18 protein-coding genes are annotated in these 20486 nt (G+C 70.4%); 15 read left to right on the plus strand and 3 right to left on the minus strand.

The genetic code is table 11. From position 1 onward, the window contains the following. Positions 1-83: 83 nt before the first annotated feature. The 4 genes from AXK61_RS16770 (at position 84) to AXK61_RS16785 (ending at position 5629) form a co-directional block, all read left to right on the plus strand. A complete protein-coding gene (locus AXK61_RS16770) occupies positions 84-701 on the plus strand; it encodes a TIGR03085 family metal-binding protein (RefSeq protein ID WP_068570548.1) in 618 nt (205 codons plus the stop codon). 74 nt (positions 702-775) lie between these two features. After that, the gene (locus AXK61_RS16775) at positions 776-3448 is read left to right on the plus strand and encodes an FtsK/SpoIIIE family DNA translocase (RefSeq protein ID WP_197466846.1); all 2673 of its coding nucleotides are present in this window, start codon (positions 776-778) and stop codon (positions 3446-3448) included. Between the two features lie 141 nt (positions 3449-3589). Continuing rightward, positions 3590-4639, plus strand: a complete 1050-nt coding sequence (locus tag AXK61_RS16780; RefSeq protein ID WP_068746415.1) for a TerC family protein — start codon at positions 3590-3592, stop codon at positions 4637-4639. Positions 4640-4735: 96 nt separating this feature from the next. Continuing rightward, positions 4736-5629, plus strand: a complete 894-nt coding sequence (locus AXK61_RS16785) for a DUF559 domain-containing protein (protein WP_068746416.1) — start codon at positions 4736-4738, stop codon at positions 5627-5629. A gap of 9 nt (positions 5630-5638) precedes the next feature. On the opposite strand, the gene AXK61_RS16790 is transcribed toward AXK61_RS16785, so the two are convergent. Then, on the minus strand, positions 5639-6364 hold the full coding sequence (locus AXK61_RS16790) for a putative protein N(5)-glutamine methyltransferase (protein WP_139057819.1): 726 nt from the start codon (positions 6362-6364) through the stop codon (positions 5639-5641). Positions 6365-6580: 216 nt separating this feature from the next. Between AXK61_RS16790 and AXK61_RS16795 the strand changes: the two genes are divergently transcribed. Continuing rightward, positions 6581-6979 carry a PPOX class F420-dependent oxidoreductase gene (locus tag AXK61_RS16795; RefSeq protein WP_068746417.1) on the plus strand — a complete coding sequence of 133 codons (399 nt, stop codon included), beginning with the start codon at positions 6581-6583 and terminating at the stop codon, positions 6977-6979. A gap of 115 nt (positions 6980-7094) precedes the next feature. Beyond that, positions 7095-7913, plus strand: coding sequence for a hypothetical protein (locus AXK61_RS16800; RefSeq protein ID WP_156485721.1), 819 nt, complete (start codon positions 7095-7097; stop codon positions 7911-7913). On the opposite strand, the gene AXK61_RS16805 is transcribed toward AXK61_RS16800, so the two are convergent. Continuing rightward, positions 7910-8392 carry an amino-acid N-acetyltransferase gene (locus tag AXK61_RS16805; RefSeq protein ID WP_068746494.1) on the minus strand — a complete coding sequence of 161 codons (483 nt, stop codon included), beginning with the start codon at positions 8390-8392 and terminating at the stop codon, positions 7910-7912. The genes AXK61_RS16800 and AXK61_RS16805 overlap by 4 nt on opposite strands. A gap of 80 nt (positions 8393-8472) precedes the next feature. Here AXK61_RS16805 and pgsA point away from each other — a divergent pair, with 80 nt between their 5' ends. The 8 genes from pgsA to AXK61_RS16840 all read left to right on the plus strand — a co-directional run bounded on the left by pgsA (position 8473) and on the right by AXK61_RS16840 (position 13401). Continuing rightward, positions 8473-9054, plus strand: coding sequence for a CDP-diacylglycerol--glycerol-3-phosphate 3-phosphatidyltransferase (gene pgsA / locus AXK61_RS16810; protein ID WP_082789411.1), 582 nt, complete (start codon positions 8473-8475; stop codon positions 9052-9054). Continuing rightward, positions 9041-9544, plus strand: a complete 504-nt coding sequence (locus AXK61_RS16815; protein WP_068746420.1) for a CinA family protein — start codon at positions 9041-9043, stop codon at positions 9542-9544. The genes pgsA and AXK61_RS16815 overlap by 14 nt, the downstream gene beginning before the upstream one ends. A gap of 27 nt (positions 9545-9571) precedes the next feature. Beyond that, positions 9572-9847 (plus strand): helix-turn-helix domain-containing protein, encoded by a 276-nt coding sequence (locus AXK61_RS16820; RefSeq protein ID WP_068570541.1) that lies wholly within the window; start codon positions 9572-9574, stop codon positions 9845-9847. A gap of 164 nt (positions 9848-10011) precedes the next feature. Further along, a complete protein-coding gene (pspA, locus tag AXK61_RS16825) occupies positions 10012-10827 on the plus strand; it encodes a phage shock protein PspA (RefSeq protein ID WP_068570540.1) in 816 nt (271 codons plus the stop codon). Between the two features lie 14 nt (positions 10828-10841). Further along, positions 10842-11711 (plus strand): phage shock envelope stress response protein PspM, encoded by an 870-nt coding sequence (pspM, locus tag AXK61_RS16830; RefSeq protein ID WP_156485722.1) that lies wholly within the window; start codon positions 10842-10844, stop codon positions 11709-11711. Between the two features lie 123 nt (positions 11712-11834). Next, positions 11835-12005, plus strand: coding sequence for a hypothetical protein (locus AXK61_RS25475; RefSeq protein WP_168545204.1), 171 nt, complete (start codon positions 11835-11837; stop codon positions 12003-12005). 43 nt (positions 12006-12048) lie between these two features. Continuing rightward, on the plus strand, positions 12049-13200 hold the full coding sequence (locus AXK61_RS16835) for a glycosyltransferase (RefSeq protein WP_068746422.1): 1152 nt from the start codon (positions 12049-12051) through the stop codon (positions 13198-13200). Positions 13201-13209: 9 nt separating this feature from the next. Continuing rightward, positions 13210-13401: a DUF3046 domain-containing protein gene (locus tag AXK61_RS16840; RefSeq protein ID WP_068570537.1), complete on the plus strand. Its 192-nt coding sequence runs from the start codon at positions 13210-13212 to the stop codon at positions 13399-13401. A gap of 189 nt (positions 13402-13590) precedes the next feature. Here AXK61_RS16840 and AXK61_RS16845 read toward each other — a convergent pair whose 3' ends face one another. Then, positions 13591-16728 carry an arabinosyltransferase domain-containing protein gene (locus AXK61_RS16845; RefSeq protein ID WP_231855583.1) on the minus strand — a complete coding sequence of 1046 codons (3138 nt, stop codon included), beginning with the start codon at positions 16726-16728 and terminating at the stop codon, positions 13591-13593. A 172-nt stretch (positions 16729-16900) separates the two neighbouring features. Between AXK61_RS16845 and AXK61_RS16850 the strand changes: the two genes are divergently transcribed. Beyond that, entirely contained in the window at positions 16901-20482 is a 3582-nt protein-coding gene (locus AXK61_RS16850) for an indolepyruvate ferredoxin oxidoreductase family protein (RefSeq protein WP_068746423.1), read from the plus strand. The last annotated feature ends 4 nt before the right edge of the window (positions 20483-20486 follow it).

Here is a 20486-nt window from a genome sequence, read left to right on the forward strand (position 1 = left end):
CGACAGTGCATCTGAATTTCACTACAGAACCCCGTGTCTTTCGGACGCGGTCGGGCCCCGTCGCGAGGCGATAGGGTGGCGACGTGAAACCTGCTCGCATACAGCGCGCTGCACTCGTCGACGCGGCCCGCGCCGCCGGTCCCGACGCCCCCACGCTCTGCGGGGACTGGACGGTGCGCGAGCTGCTCGCCCACCTCGTCCTGCGCGAGGGGCGGCTCGACGCCGTCGCGGGGATCATGGTCCCGCCGCTCGCGGGCTACACGGAGCGGGTCCAGGCGGGCATCGCCGCCCGTCCGTTCGACGAGCTCCTCGCCTCGGTCGCAGGCGGACCTCCCCGGTTCTCGCCGTTCCGGCTCGTCGACGAGCAGGCGAACCTCGGCGAGTACTTCGTGCACGCCGAGGACATCCGCCGTGCGACGCCCGGCTGGACGCCGCGTGCCCTCGACGAGCGCGTCCAACGCGGTCTGACCTCGGTCGTCGCGCGGATGGCGCGGATGACGCTGCGCGGCGCGCCGCTGCGGATCAGCCTCACGACGGAGACCGGCACGGTCGCGACCGTCGGACGCGGACCCGAGGTCGCCGTGATCGGCGCGATCGGTGAGGTCGCCATGTGGGCCTTCGGGCGCGACGAGGCGCTCATCACGTTCGAGGGCGCCGACGCCGACATCGATCTGCTCGGTTCCGTCGTCCGGTCCATGTAGCGACCCGCCGCTCTCGCTGCTGTTACATGTGTGGCACTTGATACGGGTGGGGTTAATGTCGATAGACTGCCCCCATGGCATCGAAGACCACCAGTCGCGCGCAGTCGAGCAATCGCGCCGCCACCTCCCGCGGCTCCGCCCGCGGCGGCAGCCGCGCGGCGAGCCCGACCCGCAGCCGGCAGGCGGCTCCGCGGACGCGTGCCAAGCAGGGCGGCGCGGGCGCGGCGAAGAGCTCGGGGGTCGCCTCGGCGGCCGGTAGGGGAGTGGGCCGCGGCCTCGGCGCCGGCTGGAAACTGCTGGCCAAGGGCGTCGGCGGGGCCGTCCGTACCGGAAGCGGCCCCGGTGAACCCGCAGCTGCCGCCGCTCCCGCCGTGACCGGGGAGATTCCTCGCCCCACCCATTCGCGCGACGGACTGGCGCTGGCCCTGTTCGCGATCGCGATCATCCTCGGCGCGGCGGTGTACTTCGACGCCGGTGGGCCCGTGGGCTCCTTCTTCTCCACCGGTGTCCGCGCCGTGGTCGGGTGGTTCGCCGTTCTCGTTCCGCCGCTCGCGATCGCGCTCGGCGTGATCATGATGCGCCGCCCCGACAATCCGTCCGCGCACGTCCGGCACCGCGTCGGCGGAGCGCTCATCGTGCTGCCCTTCCTCGGACTGCTGCACATCGGCTCGGGCGGACCGTCGACCTTCGACGGCCGCTGCGCCGCCGGCGGCTACCTCGGCTACGTCGTGGGCGGCCCGCTCACCGACGGCTTCACGGCGTGGATCTCCGTCCCGCTCCTGGTGCTGGTCGCCTTGTTCGGGCTGCTGCTGGTCAGCGGGATGACGGTGCGCGAGATCGTCGACCGGCTCAAGTTCTACTTCGGCGTCGACATGCGTGAGCAGTACGGCGACGAGGAGCCGCTCGACGGCGACCTCGACGTGCCCTTCGACTTCGACACGGGCAACGACAACGCCACCCGCGCACTCCCGCCCTACGGCGATCCGTACGACAACTACCCGGCCGACCCCGAGCCGCCCAAGCGTCCCGCGCGTCGCCGGAAGGCTGCGGAGCAGGTCGAGGAGGCACCGTCGGACCAGGTGACGGCACCGATCACGCCGGAGCCCGAGCCCTCTGACGAGCCCACGGTGGAGGTCGAGCCGGCGGCCCCGCCCGTCCGCGCGCGCCGCGCCGCGCCGGTGGTCAAGGACCACACGCCCCCGCCCGCGCCGAAGGCGAGCGAGTTCACGGTCGCGCGGACGATCGACAGCGAGGACTACATCCTGCCCCCGGCGGACCTGCTCATCGAGGGCGAGCCCGCCAAGGCCGGGACCAGTGCCAACGACGCCATGATCGACGCGATCACCGGCGTCATGGAGCAGTTCAAGATCGACGCGGCCGTCACGGGCTACACCCGCGGCCCGACGGTGACGCGGTACGAGCTCGAGCTCGGCCCCGGTGTGAAGGTGGAGAAGGTCACCCAGCTGCACCGCAACATCTCCTACGCCGTCGCGACCGACAACGTGCGGCTACTTGCGCCGATCCCCGGCAAGTCCGCCGTGGGCATCGAGGTGCCGAACACCGACCGCGAGATGGTCCGCCTCGCGGACGTGCTCGCCGCGGACAACACGCGCAAGGACACCCATCCGCTCGTCATCGGCCTGGGCAAGGACATCGAGGGCGAGATGGTCAACGCCAACCTCGCCAAGATGCCCCACCTGTTGGTGGCCGGTTCAACGGGCTCGGGCAAGTCGAGCTTCGTGAACTCGATGCTGGTCTCGCTGCTCGCCCGCGCCACCCCGGACGAGGTGCGGATGATCCTCATCGACCCGAAGATGGTCGAGCTGACGCCCTACGAGGGCATCCCGCACCTGATCACGCCCATCATCACCGATCCCAAGAAGGCCGCCGCGGCGCTGTCCTGGCTGGTCGAGGAGATGGAGCAGCGGTACAAGGACATGCAGGCCTCGCGCGTGCGGCACATCGACGACTTCAACCGCAAGGTCAAGTCGGGCGAGATCACCACGCCGCTGGGGTCGGAGCGGGTCTACCGGCCGTACCCGTACATCGTCGCCATCGTCGACGAGCTCGCCGACCTGATGATGACCGCCCCGCGCGATGTCGAGGAGGCGATCGTCCGGATCACGCAGAAGGCTCGCGCCGCCGGCATCCACCTGGTGCTCGCGACGCAGCGACCGTCGGTCGACGTCGTGACCGGCTTGATCAAGACCAACGTGCCCTCCCGTCTGGCGTTCGCGACCTCGTCGCTGACGGACTCGCGGGTCATCCTCGATCAGCCCGGCGCCGAGAAGCTCATCGGTATGGGCGACGCGCTGTTCCTGCCCATGGGCGGCAAGTCGACCCGCATGCAGGGCGCGTTCATCACGGACGAGGAGATCACCTCCGTCGTCGACTTCGTGCGCACGCAGGCGGAGCCCGACTACGCCAACGGGGTCACCGAGACGAAGGTCGAGAAGAAGGACGTCGACCCCGACATCGGCGACGATCTGGACGTCTTCCTGCAGGCCGTCGAGCTGGTGGTGTCCTCGCAGTTCGGGTCGACCTCGATGTTGCAGCGCAAGCTGCGCGTCGGGTTCGCGAAGGCCGGGCGGCTCATGGACCTCATGGAGAGCCGGGACATCGTCGGGCCGTCCGAGGGCTCGAAGGCGCGCGACGTGCTGGTCACGCCCGACGAGCTGCCCGGGTTGATGATGGTGCTGCGAGGCGGCGGCGAGGTCGCTCAGGAAGCGGACGAACCGGACTTCTGATACAGTTCTGCTTGCATGCGTGAGGGGAGTATCCCGCTCGCGGCGTGAACGTCAACACGGTGGATCCACATCCACCCGGGCACGCCGGACCCGCTGGTCGGGTCGGGAGAGACCTCCGGATCTGTACCGGAGGTGTATGCAATGCACGTTTCTGCGCTCGTCTGGATCGTCTCGATCCTGGTCGTTCTCGGGTTGTTCGTCTTCGACTTCTACAGTCACGTCCGAACGCCGCACGAGCCCTCGCTCAAGGAATCCGGCTTCTGGTCGGCGGTGTACATCGGGCTGGCTGCGCTGTTCGGCCTCGGGGTGTGGGCGGTGTCCGGGTCGACGTACGGCGGGGAGTTCTTCGCGGGGTTCGTCACCGAGAAGGCGCTCTCGGTGGACAACCTGTTCGTCTTCGTCATCATCATGGCGAAGTTCGCGGTGCCCCGGATCTACCAGCAGAAGGTCCTGCTGATCGGCATCGTGATGGCTCTCGTCATGCGCGCTGGGTTCATCGCCGTCGGCGCCGCCGCGATCTCCGCGTACTCCTGGGTGTTCTACATCTTCGGCGCGTTCCTGCTGTACACGGCGATCAAACTGGTCCGCGAGGCCTCGTCCGAGGAGGGGCCGGTCGAGGACGAGAAGGAGCGCGAGGGCCGCGTCGCCGCCCTGTTCAAGAAGATCGTCCCGACCACCGAGCAGTACGACGGCGATCGCCTCGTGACCCGCATCGACGGCAAGAAGGTCGCGACGCCGCTGCTCCTGGCACTGGTCGTCATCGGCTTCACGGACGTCCTCTTCGCCCTCGACTCGATCCCCGCGATCTACGGCCTCACCCAGGAGCCCTACCTGGTGTTCATGGCGAACGCCTTCGCGCTCATGGGGCTGCGCCAGCTGTACTTCCTCATCGGCGGTCTGCTCGACCGCCTGGTGTACCTCTCGTACGGCCTGTCGATCGTCCTCGGGTTCATCGGCGTCAAGCTGGTGCTGCACGCCCTCCACGAGAACACGCTGCCCTTCCTCAACGGTGGACAGCACGTCGCGGTGCCGGAGATCTCGACCGGCCTGTCGCTGGCCGTGATCCTCGGTGTGCTGGTGATCACGACCGTCGCGTCGCTGATCAAGTCCAAGCGGGACGACCGGAAGGCGCTGGCGGACGGCGACTCGGGTTCGGACTCCGGCAGCGGCACCAGCACCCGGGAGAACTAACCGAGATAGCTGTGCTCCGAACACCACCTGGCAGGTGATGTTCGGAGCACAGCGCCGGTGGCGGAACCGCGCTCGTCTCCGGTTCGTCCAATTGACATGGGGGAATCGACTCGTCTCTGGACGATCCTGGCTGACAACGATGGCGTGATCACCGCCACCCAGGCCAGGGAATGCGGACTGACACCCCGCGCGATCGAGGGCTGGCTCGCGCGAGGTGAGTGGATCGCCCTAGGGCGAGGGGTGTACCTGGTCGCGGCCCACCACTTCACCGACGCGGCCCGCATCCGCGGGGCGGTGGCGCTGACCGGTGGAGTCGCCGACGCCCAGACCGCGCTGTGGTGGCACGGCATGGTCGAGGATCCGCCTCTGCCCACCACCATCTCCGCGCCTACGAAACGACATCGGTCACCGCGATACCTCGCGCCACTCGAGATCCACCGGCGCGACCTGCTCGCGGACGACATCGAGGTGGTTCGCGGGCTGTCGGTGACGCGCCGACCTCTCACCCTGCTCGACTGTGTCGGCGTGCGCTCGGACGCCACGACGCTCATGGATCGCTCGCTGCAGACCGCCGAGGTCACTGTCTCGAGTCTGACCGGTGCTTTGGATCGAAACGCCGGTCGGCGCGGCATGGCGGAGGCTCGGCGCGTCGTGGAGGTCGTCGAGTCCGACACCGAGTCGGAGGCGGAATGCGAGTTCGCCGACCTCATGCGCGCCGAGGGGATCAGCGGCTGGGAGACACAGCTGCCGATCGGGCGGTACCGCGCCGACTTCACGTGGCCGGAAGAGAACCTGGTCGTCGAGGTGGACGGGTGGGCCTTCCACAAGGACGCCGTCCGCTTCCAGCGCGACCACGACAAGCGCAACGACTTCGCCCGTCGCGGCCTCACCGTCCTCGCCTTCACCTGGCACGACGTCGTCAACGATCCCGTAGGGACCGTCGAGGCCGTGGTCGCCGTGCTCCGCGAGCGCCGGGGCGCGGCGTCCTGACGGTGCGGATCAGGGCATGACGCCGACGGCCACCGTCGCCTGCCGCTCGTCGTCGATCTCGATGTGGGTCCGCAGGCCCACGGCCCGCATCGCCGCAACCGTGTACGTGGCCTGCTGACGACCGGTCTCGATGACGACGCGCCCGCCCCGTCGCAGCCACCGCGGCGCGTCCCGCACGATCCGACGGTGCAGCGCGAGACCGTCCGGGCCGCCGTCCAGCGCGCGATGGGGCTCTCTGTCGCGAGCCTCCGCCGGCATCGTCGCGATCGCGGCGGTCGGCACGTACGGCGCATTCGCCGCGATCACGTCGACGGTGCCGCGCAGCGCGCCCGGCAGGGGCGCGTACAGATCGCCGACGAGGATCGTCGCCGTCGGCGCGTTGCGTGCCGCGTACTCGGCGGCGGTGCGGTCGATGTCCACGCCGTACGCCTTGGCCGAGGCGGTGGTCGAGACGACGGGGCCCACGCCGCAGCACAGGTCGACCAGGATCCCCGTGCCGTCCGCGAGCTCGGACAGCAGTTCCGTCCGGAGGCGGGGGACGAACACTCCGGGGCCGATCCGGAGCCGTCGCCCCCGGAATTCCACCCAGCCCAGGAGGTGCTCGAGCGGCTCGCCGGCGCACCGTCGACGGACCAGGGCCTCGAGGTCGTCGCCCGACGCGGCCTCGGTCAGCAGCGCCGCCTCCCGTTCGGCGAACACGCACCCCGCCGCTCGCAGTTCGCCGATGACATCCACCGGGGAAGTCAATCACGGTTATGCGTGATTCACCACACTCCCGCGATCCGGGTACGGGCTGGTTCACACCAGTGCGGTTCGTCGTCCGAGTGGATGAATCTCGACGGTGCGCCGCTCCCGCACCCTCCGCACTCGGGACGACCGGATCGCGCCGGTTCGCGGTGTTTGCCCAGTTCAGAATGCTCGTCGTGGTCGCGGAGGCGCTACGCTCCTCGCATGTCGCTCGCCAGTGAGAAGACCATTTCCGTCGCGACCTTCCGCCGCTCGGGCGAGAAGGTGGCGACCCCGGTGTGGGTCGTGCCCGTCGACGGCGACCGTTTCGGCTTCTGGACCTCGTCGACCTCGGGAAAGGCCAAGCGCCTGAAGAACAACCCCGCGGTCGAGATCACCCCGTGCAACCAGCGCGGGGCCGTCTCAGCCGGCGCGGTGACCACCGCGGGCACCGCCGAGTTGGTGACCTCGGGCCCGGAGTTCGATGCCGTGCAGGCCGCGGTGAAGGCCAAGTACGGCTTCCAGGTGCCGATGTCCAAGTTCTTCAACACGATCGGCGCGAAGTTCAAGGGTCGGGACCAGCCCTACGGCGACACGGTCGTCGTGATCACGCCGCAGCGTTGACCGGCCGGCGGCGTCGTCCGAACGGATGACATCCACGCCCGTGCCGCTGCGCCGACCGCGATCCGGGTCTATTCTGCCGTCGGCGCCGGTGACGACCGGCGGAAACGGGGGAGTCGTGTACGGACAGCAACAGGGCCCGAGCATGCCGCCCTACGTTCCCGTGGGTTCTCCGGCCGGGCCGAAACCTCCGAAGCCCGGTCCGACGGGGACCGGGGTCGCCATCGCATCGGCAGCCGTGTTCGGTGCCGTGCTCGTCGCCAATCTTCTCGTGCGGATCGTGTGGCGCGAAGTGGGTGCCTTCAACCACTGGGCGTTCTTCCTCAGCCTGGTGTCCGTCGACTTCATCTTCGTCGTGTATCTGTTCGTCGTCGGGCGGGGGACGATGGGAAAGCTCGTCGGCGGTGGGCTACAGGCGTTCTCCTTCCTCGTAGTGGTGGGAACCGTTGTCCTGTCCCTGTCGATCGACTCGAACGGTGCGGTGCCATCCGGCGTCTACGACGTGCTCGACGCGCTGTCCGTGGTCACTGCCGTGGCCGCATGGGGGATCGCGCGACGAAGTGGTTGGCTGTGGTCGGTGTCGATTCCGATCAGCCTTGTCACGTGGGCGTTGTACCGCTACGTGATCGTGGATCTGTTGAGCGACCCCATGGGCCCGCGCACCGACAGCGTGGACCAGTGGATGTTCAATGTCGTGCCGTGGCTCCTGATCACGACGGCGATTCCGATTCTCATCGGCTGGGGCCTCGAGCTGCTCACGCGCACGGCATCGTCGAACACCCGGCCCGGACCCGGGGCACCCCAGGCGCCCCGCCCGGTCGCCCAGATCCCGCCGCAGCCCCAGCAGGGCCACTGGCAGTGGCACCCCGGGCCGCAGCAGGTGCAGCGCCCGCAGGCGCCGCAGCAACCGCCGAGTCATCCGCCCCGGCAGGGTTAGAGCGTCACGAGCATGCGGGTGTTGCCGAGGGTGTTGGGCTTGACGTACGACAGGTCCAGGAACTCGGCGACGCCCTCGTCGTAGCTGCGGCACAGCTCGTTGTAGACCTCGGCGCTCACGGGCGTCCCGTCGATCTCCTGGAAGCCGTGCCGGCCGAAGAACTCGGTCTCGAAGGTCAGCACGAACACCCGGTGCAGTTCCAGCGACCGGGCCTCGTCGAGCAGCCGCGCGACCATCTTGTGCCCGATCCCGTGTCCCTTCACGGTGGGGTTCACCGCGAGCGTCCGGATCTCGCCCAGGTCCGACCACAGCACGTGGAGCGCGCCGCAGCCGACGATCTCGCCGTCCACCTCGTACACCCAGAACTCCTGCACGGACTCGTACAGGGTCACCAGGTTCTTCTCGAGCAGGATCTTGCCCGCGTACACGTCGATGAGGCGCTTGATCCCGGGGACGTCGGAGGTCCGGGCGCGGCGCAGCACGTCGTCGTGGTCGGTGGTCACGGACGAAACTGTAGCGCGCACGGCCGCGGATTCGGCGTACCGATAGGGTGATCATCGTGAGTGCAACGGACGGCGTGCAGCATCCCGCGAGCACACCTGTTTCGAACGTCAACGTCGCGAACGGGTTGACGGTGCTCCGGATCGTACTCGTGCCGGTGTTCCTGGCGGCCCTGTTCGTCGACGGCGGCCATACGACGCTGTGGCGCTGGATCGCCTTCGCCGTGTTCGCGGTCGCGATGATCACCGACCGCATCGACGGCCAGATCGCACGCCGCTACGGCTTGATCACCGACTTCGGCAAGCTCATGGATCCGATCGCGGACAAGGCGCTCACCGGCGCTGCCTTCGTCGGACTGTCCGTCCTCGCCGAACTCCCCTGGTGGGTCACGCTGGTGATCCTGGCCCGGGAGTTCGGCATCACCGCCTTCCGGTTCGCCGTCATCCGCGACGGAGTCATCCCGGCGAGCCGAGGCGGCAAGCTCAAGACCCTACTGCAGACCATCGCGATCGGCCTGTACCTCATGCCCCTGCCGGGCTGGATGGACGTGCCCAGCCAGGTCGCGATGGGCGCGGCGCTCATCGTCACCGTCGCGACGGGCGTCGACTATCTGATCAGCTGGTGGCGTGGCCGCGCATAGCGCCGACCGCCTGGTCGCCGCGCTCGCCGAGCGCGGCCAGACCGTCGCCTCCGCCGAGTCCCTCACCGCCGGACTGTTCGCCGCCACGATCGCCGACGTCCCCGGCGCCAGCGCAGTGCTCCGCGGCGGCCTCATCGTGTATGCGACCGATCTCAAGGCGAGCCTCGCGGGCGTACCGTCGGGCGATCTGGAGCGCAACGGGCCCGTCCATCCGGACACCGCACGTGCCCTGGCCGACGGTGCGCGGTCGCGCTGCGGCGCGGACTGGGGCGTCGGGCTGACCGGCGTGGCCGGACCGACCGAGCAGGACGGCGTGCCCGTCGGCACCGTCCACCTGGGGATTTCCGGGCCGTCCGGCACGACCGTCACCACGCTCGCGCTCGACGGTGACCGCGCCGCGGTCCGGCGCGGGGCGGTCGACGCGGCCGTGCGGGAGATGACGGAACGGGTTTGCGCGAACCGGGAACCATCCGGGCCCCTCCGGCGTTGACTGGACAAGATCAAGACGGAGGTGAGCATGGCTCTACTGCTTCGCGAGGCGATCGGGGAGAACCTGCGGAAGACGCGGGTCCGCCAGAGTCGCACACTGCGTGACGTGTCGTCGTCGGCACAGGTCAGTCTCGGCTACCTGTCGGAGGTCGAGCGCGGCCAGAAGGAGGCGTCCAGCGAACTGCTGGCCGCGATCTGCGGCGCGCTGGCCGTCGAGGTGGCCGACGTGGTGGCTCAGGCGAGTGTGTCGATGCGCCCGATCCCCACGATGGTGATCCCGGCGCCCGCTCTTGCCGCTGCCTGACCCTGAGACGGGCGATCCGCGGATTCGGGGATTTCCCCGGACCCGCGGATCAGGGCGGCGCGCCGGACCGAATACCCGATAGATTGGTAAGCACGAGTCCGGCGTCGCCGGACGGCCGGACGATGATTCGGCGATGAACGCATCGAGGCGGAGGAGAACTGACGATGGCTAACCCGTTCGTCAAGGGGTGGCGCTACCTGATGGCGCTGTTCAACGCGAAGATCGACGAGAACGCCGATCCCAAGGTCCAGATCCAGCAGGCGATCGAGGACGCGCAGCGGCAGCACCAGGCACTGTCGCAGCAGGCGGCGGCGGTCATCGGCAACCAGCGCCAGCTGGAGATGAAGCTGAACCGCCAGCTGGCGGAGGTCGAGAAGCTGTCCGCCAACACGCGCCAGGCGGTGCAGCTGGCGGACCAGGCGACCGCTGCGGGTGACGCCGCCAAGGCCACCGAGTACACCAACGCCGCCGAGGCCTTCGCCGCGCAGCTCGTGACCGCCGAACAGAGCGTCGAGGACCTCAAGGGCCTGCACGACCAGTCGCTCCAGGCCGCCGGCCAGGCGAAGCGCGCCGTCGAGCAGAACGCGATGCAGCTGCAGCAGAAGCTCGCCGAGCGCACCAAGCTGCTGAGCCAGCTGGAGCAGGCCAAGATGCAGGAGCAGGTCTCCGCGTCGCTGAACCAGATGGGCCAGCTCGCCGCGCCGGGCAACACGCCGAACCTCGACGAGGTCCGCGAGAAGATCGAGCGGCGCTACGCCAACGCCCTCGGCTCCACCGAGCTCGCGCAGAACTCGGTCCAGGGCCGCATGGCCGAGGTCCAGCAGGCCACGGTCCAGATGGCGGGCCACTCGCGCCTCGAGCAGATCCGCGCGTCCATGCAGGCCAGCGGTCAGATCGCCGGCGCTCCCGCGGCCCCGCAGGCGGCGCCCGCGCCGCAGGCCCCGCAGCAGGTGCCGAACCCGAACCTGCAGAAGCCCTGAACCGACGAGGAACCATGACTGACCAGCGAGGCCGCTACCGCACCGACTTCTCGGCGGTGGCGGCCTCTGCTGGTCGGATGGCCGCCTCGGCGATCACGGCGGCGTCCGCGGCGATGGAGACCGCCGCCCGCGCGGCCGACGAGGCGCGCGACAGGGCGGCCCGCCGGAAGGATCCCAAGGCCGCCCACCAACGGTCGATCACGAAGGCCCGGCACACCGTGAACGGGTGGGCCGCGACCACCTCCACGTCGGCGGTGGTCGCCGTGGGCGGCTTCGCCACCGCGGCCCCCGTCGTGGGCGGCACCGCGACCGCGGTCACGGCGGTCATCGCCGTCCCCGCGGCCTACGCCGTCCGGAAGCTGCGGCGCCTGCGCCGCACCCCGGCCCCGCCGCGCACCTATGCGCGGCGCACCCTGCCGGCCGGCTCGTCGGCGCTGTACAAGCCGGTGCGCGCCCTCGCCGAGTCGGAGCAGGAGTTCCTCGCGCTGATGGCCGTGCTGTCGCGGTCCGGGGCCCTGCCGCCCGATGCGCTCAGTGAACTCGACGACGACGCGGAGGCCTCGGCCGACGCCATCGCGTCCTACGCGGAACAACTGGCTGATCTCGAGCGGGTCGTCGCCGGGGGCGGCGGGTCGGCCGCGTACCTGCGTGAGACCTTCGACGAGGGGCGCGCCAGCCTGGACGAGGGCGTCGATGCGTACCGCGAGATGGTCCGGTCCGCCGCGACGACGGTCGCCGCCGCACGCGGGTCGCTCGGCTCGCCCGCCCGGTTCGATGAGCTCAGCATGGCCACGCCGCGCCTGCAGGAGACCGCGGAACGGCTGCGGGCCTGGGCGTACGGCATCGCGGCGCTGCCTGCCGTGCCGGATCCGCACACCTGGTGACCCGCCCTCGGGGTTAACCCCCAAATCTCCCTGAAACCCCTGTTCAGAGGGTGACTTTCGGCACCGACGGGGGCATGGTGGAAGAAGAAAGACCTCCACGGAAATCCTCGAAAGGTGCTCGCAATGTTCTGGAAGATCCTCGGCGCCATCGTCGTCATCTGGCTCGCCCTGATGGTGGCCTCGGCGATCATCAAGTCCCTGTTCCCGCTGGCGATCATCGCGCTCGTCGTCATCGGTATCGTCACTGTGGTCAAGTGGCTGGGATCCGGGAAGAAGACCACCAGCACGTTCTAACGTGCGGCGTACCCGGCAGCCCGCCGTCGCGGGAGGAGCACGGGTGCGCGTAGCGATCGTCGCGGGATCCGAGGCCGGGCATGCACTGCCCGGCCTCGCCCTCGCCCTCCGCCTGATCGGCGCCGGCCACGTGCCGGTCGTGTTCACGGGCCGGCAGTGGTCGGAGGTGGGAGCCCGGTACGGCGTCGACACCCGCGAGCTGCCGGGCCTGGCCGCGCGCCCCGGCGACGACGACGAGGACGCGGGCTCGAAGATCCACGCCCGCGCCGCGTACATCGGGACGTGCGTGCTGCCACGTATCCAGGAGTTCCGCGCCGATCTGGTGGTGGCCGACATCCTCACCCCGGGCGGCGGCATGGCCGCCGAGCTGCTCGGCCTGCCGTGGCTCGAACTCAGCCCCCACCCGCTGTACCTGTCCTCGAAGGGCCTGCCACCGATCGGATCCGGTCTCGCCCCCGCGCGGACGCCCCGCGAACACCTGCGCGACGCCGTGCTCCGCGCGTTCACCGCCCGCGACCTGCGCAACGGCCGGCGCCAACGGGAGGCCGCCCGCGCTGGGATCGGCCTGCCCCCGCCCGATCCCGGACCCGACGGCCGGCTCGTCGCCACCATCCCCGCCCTCGAGCTGCCGCGCCCCGACTGGCCGGCGCACACGCACCTCGTCGGGCCGCTCACCCTGGAGCCGACCGACGCGCGATGCCCCGTCCCCGAGGGCTCCGGGCCGGTCGTGATGGTGGCACCGTCGACCGCGGCGACGGGCGAGCAGAACTTGGCGGAGGTCGCCGTCGACGGGCTCCGGGGGGCCGGCGTGCGGGTCGCGGTCAGCGGCCTGCACCCGCCCGTCTTCGACGGTGAGCCGTGGGTCGCCAGTGGATTCGGCCGGCAGGACCGGCTCGTCGCGCAGGCCGACGCCGTGGTCTGCGGCGGCGGGCACGGCATGCTGACCAAGGCGCTCACCGCCGGGAGGCCCGTCGTGGTCGTCCCTGGTGGCGGCGACCAATGGGAGCTCGCGAACCGCGTCGTGCGGCAGGGGAGCGGCGTGGTGGTCCGGCCCGCGACGCCGGAGGCGATCCGCGACGGTGTGCGGCGCGTCCTGGACGATCCGTCGTTCGCGCGCGCCGCCCGCGCTGCCGCGCGCAGTGCGCACCGCGTGGCCGACCCGGTGGTGGTGTGCGAGACGGTTGTGCATCGGTAGCCTGGTCCGGTGCGTCTCACCGACTTCCGCGAACTGCTCTACGCCGAGTTCGGCACCCTCCGCGGCGACACCCTCATGAGCGACCACCGCCTCGCGGCCTTCGGTGCCACCGGAGATCAGGCCATCGAATCCGGCGCGGACCCGCGGGACGTGTGGCGCGCTCTCTGTTCCGAGTTCGACGTTCCCCGGTCCCGCTGGTAACCGGGGTCGCGCTGGGCGCGTGTCCTCTGTTCCGACCCTGACGTTCCCCGGTCCCGCTGGTAACCGGGGTCGCGCTGGGCGCGTGCCCTCTGTTCCGAGTTCGACGTTCCCCGGTCCCGCTGGTAACCGGGGTCGCGCTGGGCGCGTGCCCTCTGCTCCGACCCCGACGTTCCCAAGGCCCGCTGGTAGCTACTTCTGCTGCGGCGTCTTCCCCGGCGACCACAGGCCGGACCGGCTGACGTCCGTGCGGCTCAGCTGCGCGGCCGGCGCGTCGACGTACGGCACGTACCGCTCCAGCGCGCCCCACTCCCGGCCCCAGTCGTTGTTCAGGTAGGTCGGCACCGTCTGCGCGGTGGCGAGCAGGAGCGCCCAGCCCAACGGGCCGCCGGCGTCGCCGCCCTCCCACGTCGTGGTCGCCGCGGCGGCGAGGTCGCGCTCGGGCAGGATCCGCCACTTCGGCAGCTCCGCGACGCCGCCGTTCTCCTGCCACTGCCGCTGGCAGGGGAAGCCGATGCCGGCACCCCAGTCGACGAGGGTCGGGTCGTCGCCGAGCAACTGCTGCATCGTCTCGAGCTTCGGAGCGCGCGGCGGCGTGTAGGCCACCCAGGTGTTCTCCGACGGTGCCGTGATGTTCGCGACGACGCGGACCGCGGTGGCGCCCCGCGGGATCATCGCCGACGGTACGCGCAGGTTGCGCCACGCGGGGGCGGGGCCGATGTCGATCGGGATGACCATCCCGGCGGGCGTGATCGCAGCTGTGCCCGTGCCGAATTCGAGCTGCAGGTCCGCGGGGCCGAACCGGCCGGCGACGCTGATCGTCAGCAGCCGGTCGACCCCGCCCGCGGGCAGGGCGTACCAGCTCGAGGTGGCGTTCGCGGAGCGCTGCACGCCGGTCTGCCTGCTGCCGACCATCGGGACCCGCGCCGGGTCCAGACCGAAGGGCAGGGCCGCCGTCGAGCCGTTGACGCCGGGCCGCTCCAGCGTGCCGCCGCCGGTGCCGCCGGTGTTCGACGGGGTGTTGTCGGCGTCGCCGGTACGCACCAGGTCGGCCGCGCCGCGCGAGCTCGACGAGAAGCTACCCGCGATGCCGTTCGGTGTGAAGTTCGCGTTCTGCTCGCCGACCAGCGGGTCGCGGGCGTTCCCGAGCGGGGTGAGGACGCCGGCGGTGGCGTCGCGTTCGACCAGCACCTCGTCGGCCATGCCGCACGGGTTCCCGGCGAGCGAGCGCAGGTTCTGCTGGCCGTACGAGTAGGCCGGGTGCTGGATCATGATCGACGCGGCGTTGGTCGCCCCGATCATCGCGAGGATGAGGACGGCGACCAGCGTGATCGGCGTGGCGAACCCGGGCAGGCGCCCGCCGATGTCGGGCAGGCGCGGGGTCCATCCCGTCACGTGCACCACGAGAGCGGCGAGCAGCAGCGCCACCGTGATCGCCCCGAAGAGGTTCGCCAGCTTGATCCCTGCCACCACGGGTTCGGTGCCGCCCCACGGGATGCCGAAGTTGCCGGGGTAGAACCAGCCGTTGGTCGACTCGAAGGCGAGCGTCGCGCAGGCGGCCGTCGCCGCGAGGACGAGCAGGCTGAACTGCGGGCGCCGGATCGCACGCGGCCGCACGGCGACCACCGCGACCGCCGCGGCCATGGCGCCGAGCGTCGCGAACGCCCCGAAGTGGTGCGTCCACTTGGTCGGGTTGAAGGCCATCACCAGGAGTGAGACGCCGATCGCGGCGACCACCCGCCGCGCGGGACCGGACGCGATGCCGGGGATCCGGCGGCGCCACAGCAGCAGTGTCGCGGTGAGCGCGGCGGAGAGGAACATGGCGAGCATGGCGAACCGTCGGGCCACCGAGCCGTTGGGATTCTGCTGGAAGAGGGCCTCGTACCGGATGATCTCGCGGTGCCACTGCTCGCTCGGGCCGACATCGCCGAGCAGCTTCGTGGACTGCAACATCTCGATCAGGCCGTGGTCGGCGAAGATCAGGTACAGCACCGACGCGCCCGCCGCGGCCAGCGGCAGCAGCGACGCGGCCCACCCGTTGACCGAGACATGGGACCGGACGGCCTTCCACAGCGGCGCCGCCGCCACGAGGAAGACCACGAAGGCGAAGCTGCCGGTGGGGGCGGCCGAGAGCGTCAGGCCCGCCACGACCAACCCCGCGCCCGCGGGCGCCAGGCGGCGGGTCGCGACGGTGCGTTCCACCAGGCACCAGGTGACGACGGTGCCGAGGGCGACGATCGGCTCCGGGCGCAGGCCGGGGTTGTAGGTCAGCCAGAACAGCGTGAAGACCGCGGCGGCCGCCCACAGTGCGCGGGAGTAGTCCTTGGGCGCGCGGCGCTTGCTGAGCCCCAGTCGGGGCAGGACCTCCCGCGAGAGCAGGAACCAGGCCAGGATGCCGGACAGCAGCGCGGGCAGGCGCAGCCACGGGCTGGACACGCTCAGCTCCGCCATCCACGAGACCACGTAGAAGGGCATGCCGAACGGCGCGTAGGGGGCGTCGTAGTACCTAAACACCTCGGGCATGTAGCCGGAGTGCGGCGCGGCCTTGATCATTCCCAGGATGTAGCCGTCGTCGGAGGTGGGCGCCCCGATGATGTGCCAGACCAGCAGGCTGCCGACCACCGCCGCGTCCGCGAGCCGTACGTGCAGCCACCGTCGGGGGATGAGGTGCGTGCCGCGGCGGCCGTCCGCGCGGTCGAGCAGCGCGAGCGCGAACAGCGAGATGAGCACGCACAGCACGCCGACCAGGATCGCGACGCCCTTGAGCGTCGACGGTGAGGAGGTGTAGCGCGAGTCCACGTCGATGCGCGCCGAGGGCTTGGCGCCCTGCAGGTCCGCCGGGAGGTCCGAGAAGACGCCGACCACCTGCGGGCGCAGGTCACCGGGCACCTCGGTCCGCTTCGCGTCGATGAGGGTGACCGCGCGATCCGCGTCGATCGAGACCGTGGCCTTCTCGCAGTGCGCGAGGTCGGCCCGGGGGACGGTACCCACCAGCGCGCCCCGCGAGCGGACCGTCAGCGCCTCGCCGTCGACCGTCACGAACAGGCCGACGGTGCGCGCCCGGTCCCCGGCGGGCGGGGGCGTCGTGGCCGCGAGCACCGTCTCCTTGCCCGACGGTGCCGCCGCCGCGACCGCGCACGGCACGGTCAGGTCGACCTCGAGCGGCTTGTACATCGTCAGCGGTGCCGTGACCGGCGCGAGCGAGCCGGACTGCGGCCAGTCGATCGTCACGGCGGTCTGCTTGATCGGCAGCAGCGGCGTGGCGATCGCCAGCACGAGGCCGAGCAGGCCGGTCACGACGGCGGCGATCCGGGCGGTTCGGAGGTTCACGATCACTGAGGGTATCGGCCCGTGCCCCGTGATCCGGTGCGCCCACGGCGAGTCTGCGGAGACGGCTGTGAAATCTGCCGCATCAGACGTTAGGCTGTGACTACCGACACAGCCCGCGCTGCGTTCCGACACCCCTGGAGCAGGCGCATTGAGAGAAAGCACGGTGGTTTCAGTGACCCTTGACGCCAATTCGCCGATCGACAAGCTTCCCGGCACCGCCGGTGAGGCCGCCGAAGGTCAGCACGACGCGGACCCTCGGGGCGGGCAGTCGGCCGCCGTGCAGTCCTTCTCGCTGGATGATCGGTACACGCGTGAAGAGGGCACGATCTACCTCACGGGCATTCAGGCGCTCGTCCGCATGGTGCGCGACCGGGCCCGCCTCGACCGCCGGCAGAACCTGAAGACCGGCTCGTTCATCTCGGGCTACGAGGGCTCGCCGCTGGCCGGCTACGACCTCGAGATCGCCAAGCGCGGCAAGTACCTCCAGGACTTCGACACCGTGCACCGGCCGGGGCTCAACGAGGAGCTCGCCGCCACCTCCGTCATGGGCTCCCAGATCGCCGCGCAGGTGGGGCATCTGGCCCGCGGCCTCGACGGCGTCACCGGCTACTGGTACGGCAAGGCGCCCGGTCTCGACCGCGCGACCGACGCGCTGCGGCACGCCAACATGATCGGCACCCACCCCACGGGCGGCGCGGTCGCGCTCGTCGGCGATGATCCGGGTGCCAAGAGCTCGACGGTGCCCTGCGCCTCCGAGATGGCGCTGGCCGACCTGTACATGCCGATCCTGTACCCGGCGGACTCGCAGGACATCCTCGATCTGGGCGTGCACGCCGCGATCATGTCCCGCGTCTCCGGGCTGTGGACCTCGCTGAAGATCTCCGCGCACGTCGCGGACGGCTCGTCGACCGCCGACGTGCACCCCGACCGCATCCTGCCCGTCTACGGGGACCTGGGCACCAGCCCGCACGTCCCGTCGGGTCAGCTGCTCGGCGCGAAGCTCATGGAGCTCGAGCAGAACCAGCTCACGGTCCGCATGCCGCGTGCCACGGAGTACGCCCGGATCAACCGGCTCAACCGGATCACGGTGCGTTCGAGCGACGACCGGATCGGCATCGTCTGCGCCGGCAAGACCTACCTGGACGTGCGGGAGTCGCTGCGGCTCATCGGCATCGGGGACGACGAGCTCAACGGCCTCGGCATCCGCATCCTCAAGATGGGCATGGTCTACCCGTTCGAGCGGCAGATCATGCACGAGTTCATCGACGGTCTCGACGAGGTGATCGTGGTCGAGGAGAAGCGCGACTTCCTCGAGACGATGATGCGCGACATCCTCTTCCGCCACCCGGGTGCGCCGAACATCGTGGGCAAGACCCACGAGGACGGCTCCACCCTGTTCTCCCGCTTCGGCGAGCTGGATGTGGACTCGGTCTCCCGCGGTCTGGCCGCGCGGCTCTCGCGCGTCCACGGTGTGGCCGCCGCGAAGGACTGGCTCGATCGGAAGGCGCAGGTGCGCACCCGGATCGAGCTGCCGCTCGCCGCGCGCAGCCCGTACTTCTGCTCCGGCTGCCCGCACAACACCTCCACCAAGGTCACCGACGACACGCTCGTCGGCGCCGGCATCGGCTGCCACGCGATGGTGCTGCTCATGGACCCGCAGCAGGTGGGCGAGGTGACCGGCGTCAGCCAGATGGGCGGCGAGGGCGCGCAGTGGGTCGGCATGGCGCCCTTCGTCGACGAGAAGCACTTCGTGCAGAACATCGGCGACGGCACGTTCATGCACTCGGGCTCGCTGGCGCTGCGCCAGTCGGTGGCCTCGGGGGAGCGGATCACCTACAAGCTGCTGTTCAACGGCACCGTCGCCATGACCGGCGGCCAGGACCCGGTGGGCCAGATGTCCCTCCCGCAGATCTGCGCACTGCTGCAGGCCGAGCGGGTCGCCAAGATCATCGTCACCTCCGACAACCCGAAGCAGACCGCGGTGGGCCTGCCGAAGGGCATCGAGGTGCGCGATCGCGCCGACATGCTCGACGTGCAGCGCGAGCTCGCGGAAGTGCCGGGCGTCACGGTCCTCGTGCACGACCAGTACTGCGCCGCCGAGAAGCGGCGTAAGCGCAAGCGCGACAAGTACCCCACGCCGAACCAGCGCGTGGTGATCAACGAGCGCCTGTGCGAGGGCTGCGGCGACTGCGGCCAGAAGAGCAACTGCCTGTCCGTGCACCCCGTCGAGACCGAGTTCGGCCGCAAGACGCGGATCGATCAGAGCTCCTGCAACCTCGACTTCTCGTGCCTCAAGGGCGATTGCCCGTCGTTCGTGACGGTCACGCCCGGTTCGCAGGGCAAGGTCCGCAAGTCGGTGCCCGACATCTCGGCCGAGTCGATCCCGCAGCCGAAGAAGGCCCGGCGGGAGGCGGACGGCATGGCCATCCGCGTCACCGGCATCGGCGGCACGGGCGTGGTCACGGTCTCGCAGATCATGGCCACCGCCACCGTGCTCGACGGCCACTCCGCGCGCACCGTCGACATGACCGGCATGGCGCAGAAGGGCGGCGCCGTGGTCTCGGACATCAAGGTCTCCGCCACGTACGTCGACCAGGCCGCGAAGGTCGCCTCCGGCGACTGCGACGTGTACCTGTCCTGCGACAGCCTCGTCGGTGTCGACCCGGCGAACCTCAAGGTGGCTTCACCGGAGCGCACCACCTCGATCGTCTCGACCACCGAGGTGCCCACGGGCCAGATGGTGATCGACACGTCCGTGGGATACCCGGACACGCGGAGCATCCACCAGGCGATCGACCGGGCGTCGCTGCGCACCGTCTACCTCGATCCGGGCGACCTGACGCTGCAGCTGTTCGGCGACGAGCAGTACGCCAACCTGTTCATGGTGGGCGCCGCGTTCCAGACGGGTGCGCTGCCGATCAGCTCGGCGTCGCTCGAGCGCGCCATCGAGCTCAACGGCGTGGCCGTGGAGAAGAACCTGCAGGCCTTCCGTCGCGGCCGTCAGTCGGTCTCCGATCCGGCCGGCGTCCAGGCCGCGATCGATGCGCTGCATCCGCTGCCCGCTCCGGTCGCGGCGAGCGCGTACGCGTCGGCGCAGGCCGCCAAGCTCGACGGTGCCTCGCCCGAGGTGCTGCGCCAGGTGGCGCTGCGCGTCGACGAGTTGGTCGCGTACCAGGACAAGGCCTACGCCGAGCGTTACATGGACGATGTCGCGCGGGTGTTCCGTGCCGAGAAGTCCTGGGGTTCGGAGGATCTCACCGCCGCGGTCGCGCACAACCTGCACAAGCTGATGGCCTACAAGGACGAGTACGAGGTCGCCCGCCTGTCGCAGGACGCGGGCTTCGCGGCGACGGTGGCGGACGAGTTCGGTGCCGATGCCAAGAAGGCCATCCGCCTGCATCCGCCGACGCTGCGCGAGATGGGTCTGAAGAACAAGCTCGCGCTGGGCGAGTGGGTGAACCCGGGCATGAAGACGCTGGCGAAGATGAAGCGCCTGCGCGGCACCAAGCTCGACTTCTTCGGCATGACCGAGATGCGGAAGATGGAGCGCACGCTCGTCGCCGAGTACCGCGCGCTGGTGGGTCTGATGATCGCGGCCGCCGAGGGCGGCCGGGTGGTCGAGGACCAGCGTGAGCAGGTCGTCGCCCTCGCCGAGCTGCCGGACATGGTCCGCGGCTACGAGTCGATCAAGACCGACAACGTCGAGAAGTACCGCGCCGCGGTGCAGGCGCAGCTGGAGACGCTGGGCTGGTAGGCGC

Source organism: Tsukamurella pseudospumae (assembly GCF_001575205.1).
GTDB lineage: Bacteria > Actinomycetota > Actinomycetes > Mycobacteriales > Mycobacteriaceae > Tsukamurella > Tsukamurella pseudospumae.

Bases quoted from the DNA above. Each gene is read 5' to 3' on its own strand.
- AXK61_RS16775 (WP_197466846.1), top strand. From the start codon at position 776: ATGGCATCGAAGACCACCAGTCGCGCGCAGTCGAGCAATCGCGCCGCC.
- AXK61_RS16780 (WP_068746415.1), top strand. From the start codon at position 3,590: ATGCACGTTTCTGCGCTCGTCTGGATCGTCTCGATCCTGGTCGTTCTC.
- AXK61_RS16785 (WP_068746416.1), top strand. From the start codon at position 4,736: ATGGGGGAATCGACTCGTCTCTGGACGATCCTGGCTGACAACGATGGC.
- AXK61_RS16795 (WP_068746417.1), top strand. From the start codon at position 6,581: ATGTCGCTCGCCAGTGAGAAGACCATTTCCGTCGCGACCTTCCGCCGC.
- AXK61_RS16820 (WP_068570541.1), top strand. From the start codon at position 9,572: ATGGCTCTACTGCTTCGCGAGGCGATCGGGGAGAACCTGCGGAAGACG.
- pspA (WP_068570540.1), top strand. From the start codon at position 10,012: ATGGCTAACCCGTTCGTCAAGGGGTGGCGCTACCTGATGGCGCTGTTC.
- pspM (WP_156485722.1), top strand. From the start codon at position 10,842: ATGACTGACCAGCGAGGCCGCTACCGCACCGACTTCTCGGCGGTGGCG.
- AXK61_RS25475 (WP_168545204.1), top strand. From the start codon at position 11,835: ATGTTCTGGAAGATCCTCGGCGCCATCGTCGTCATCTGGCTCGCCCTG.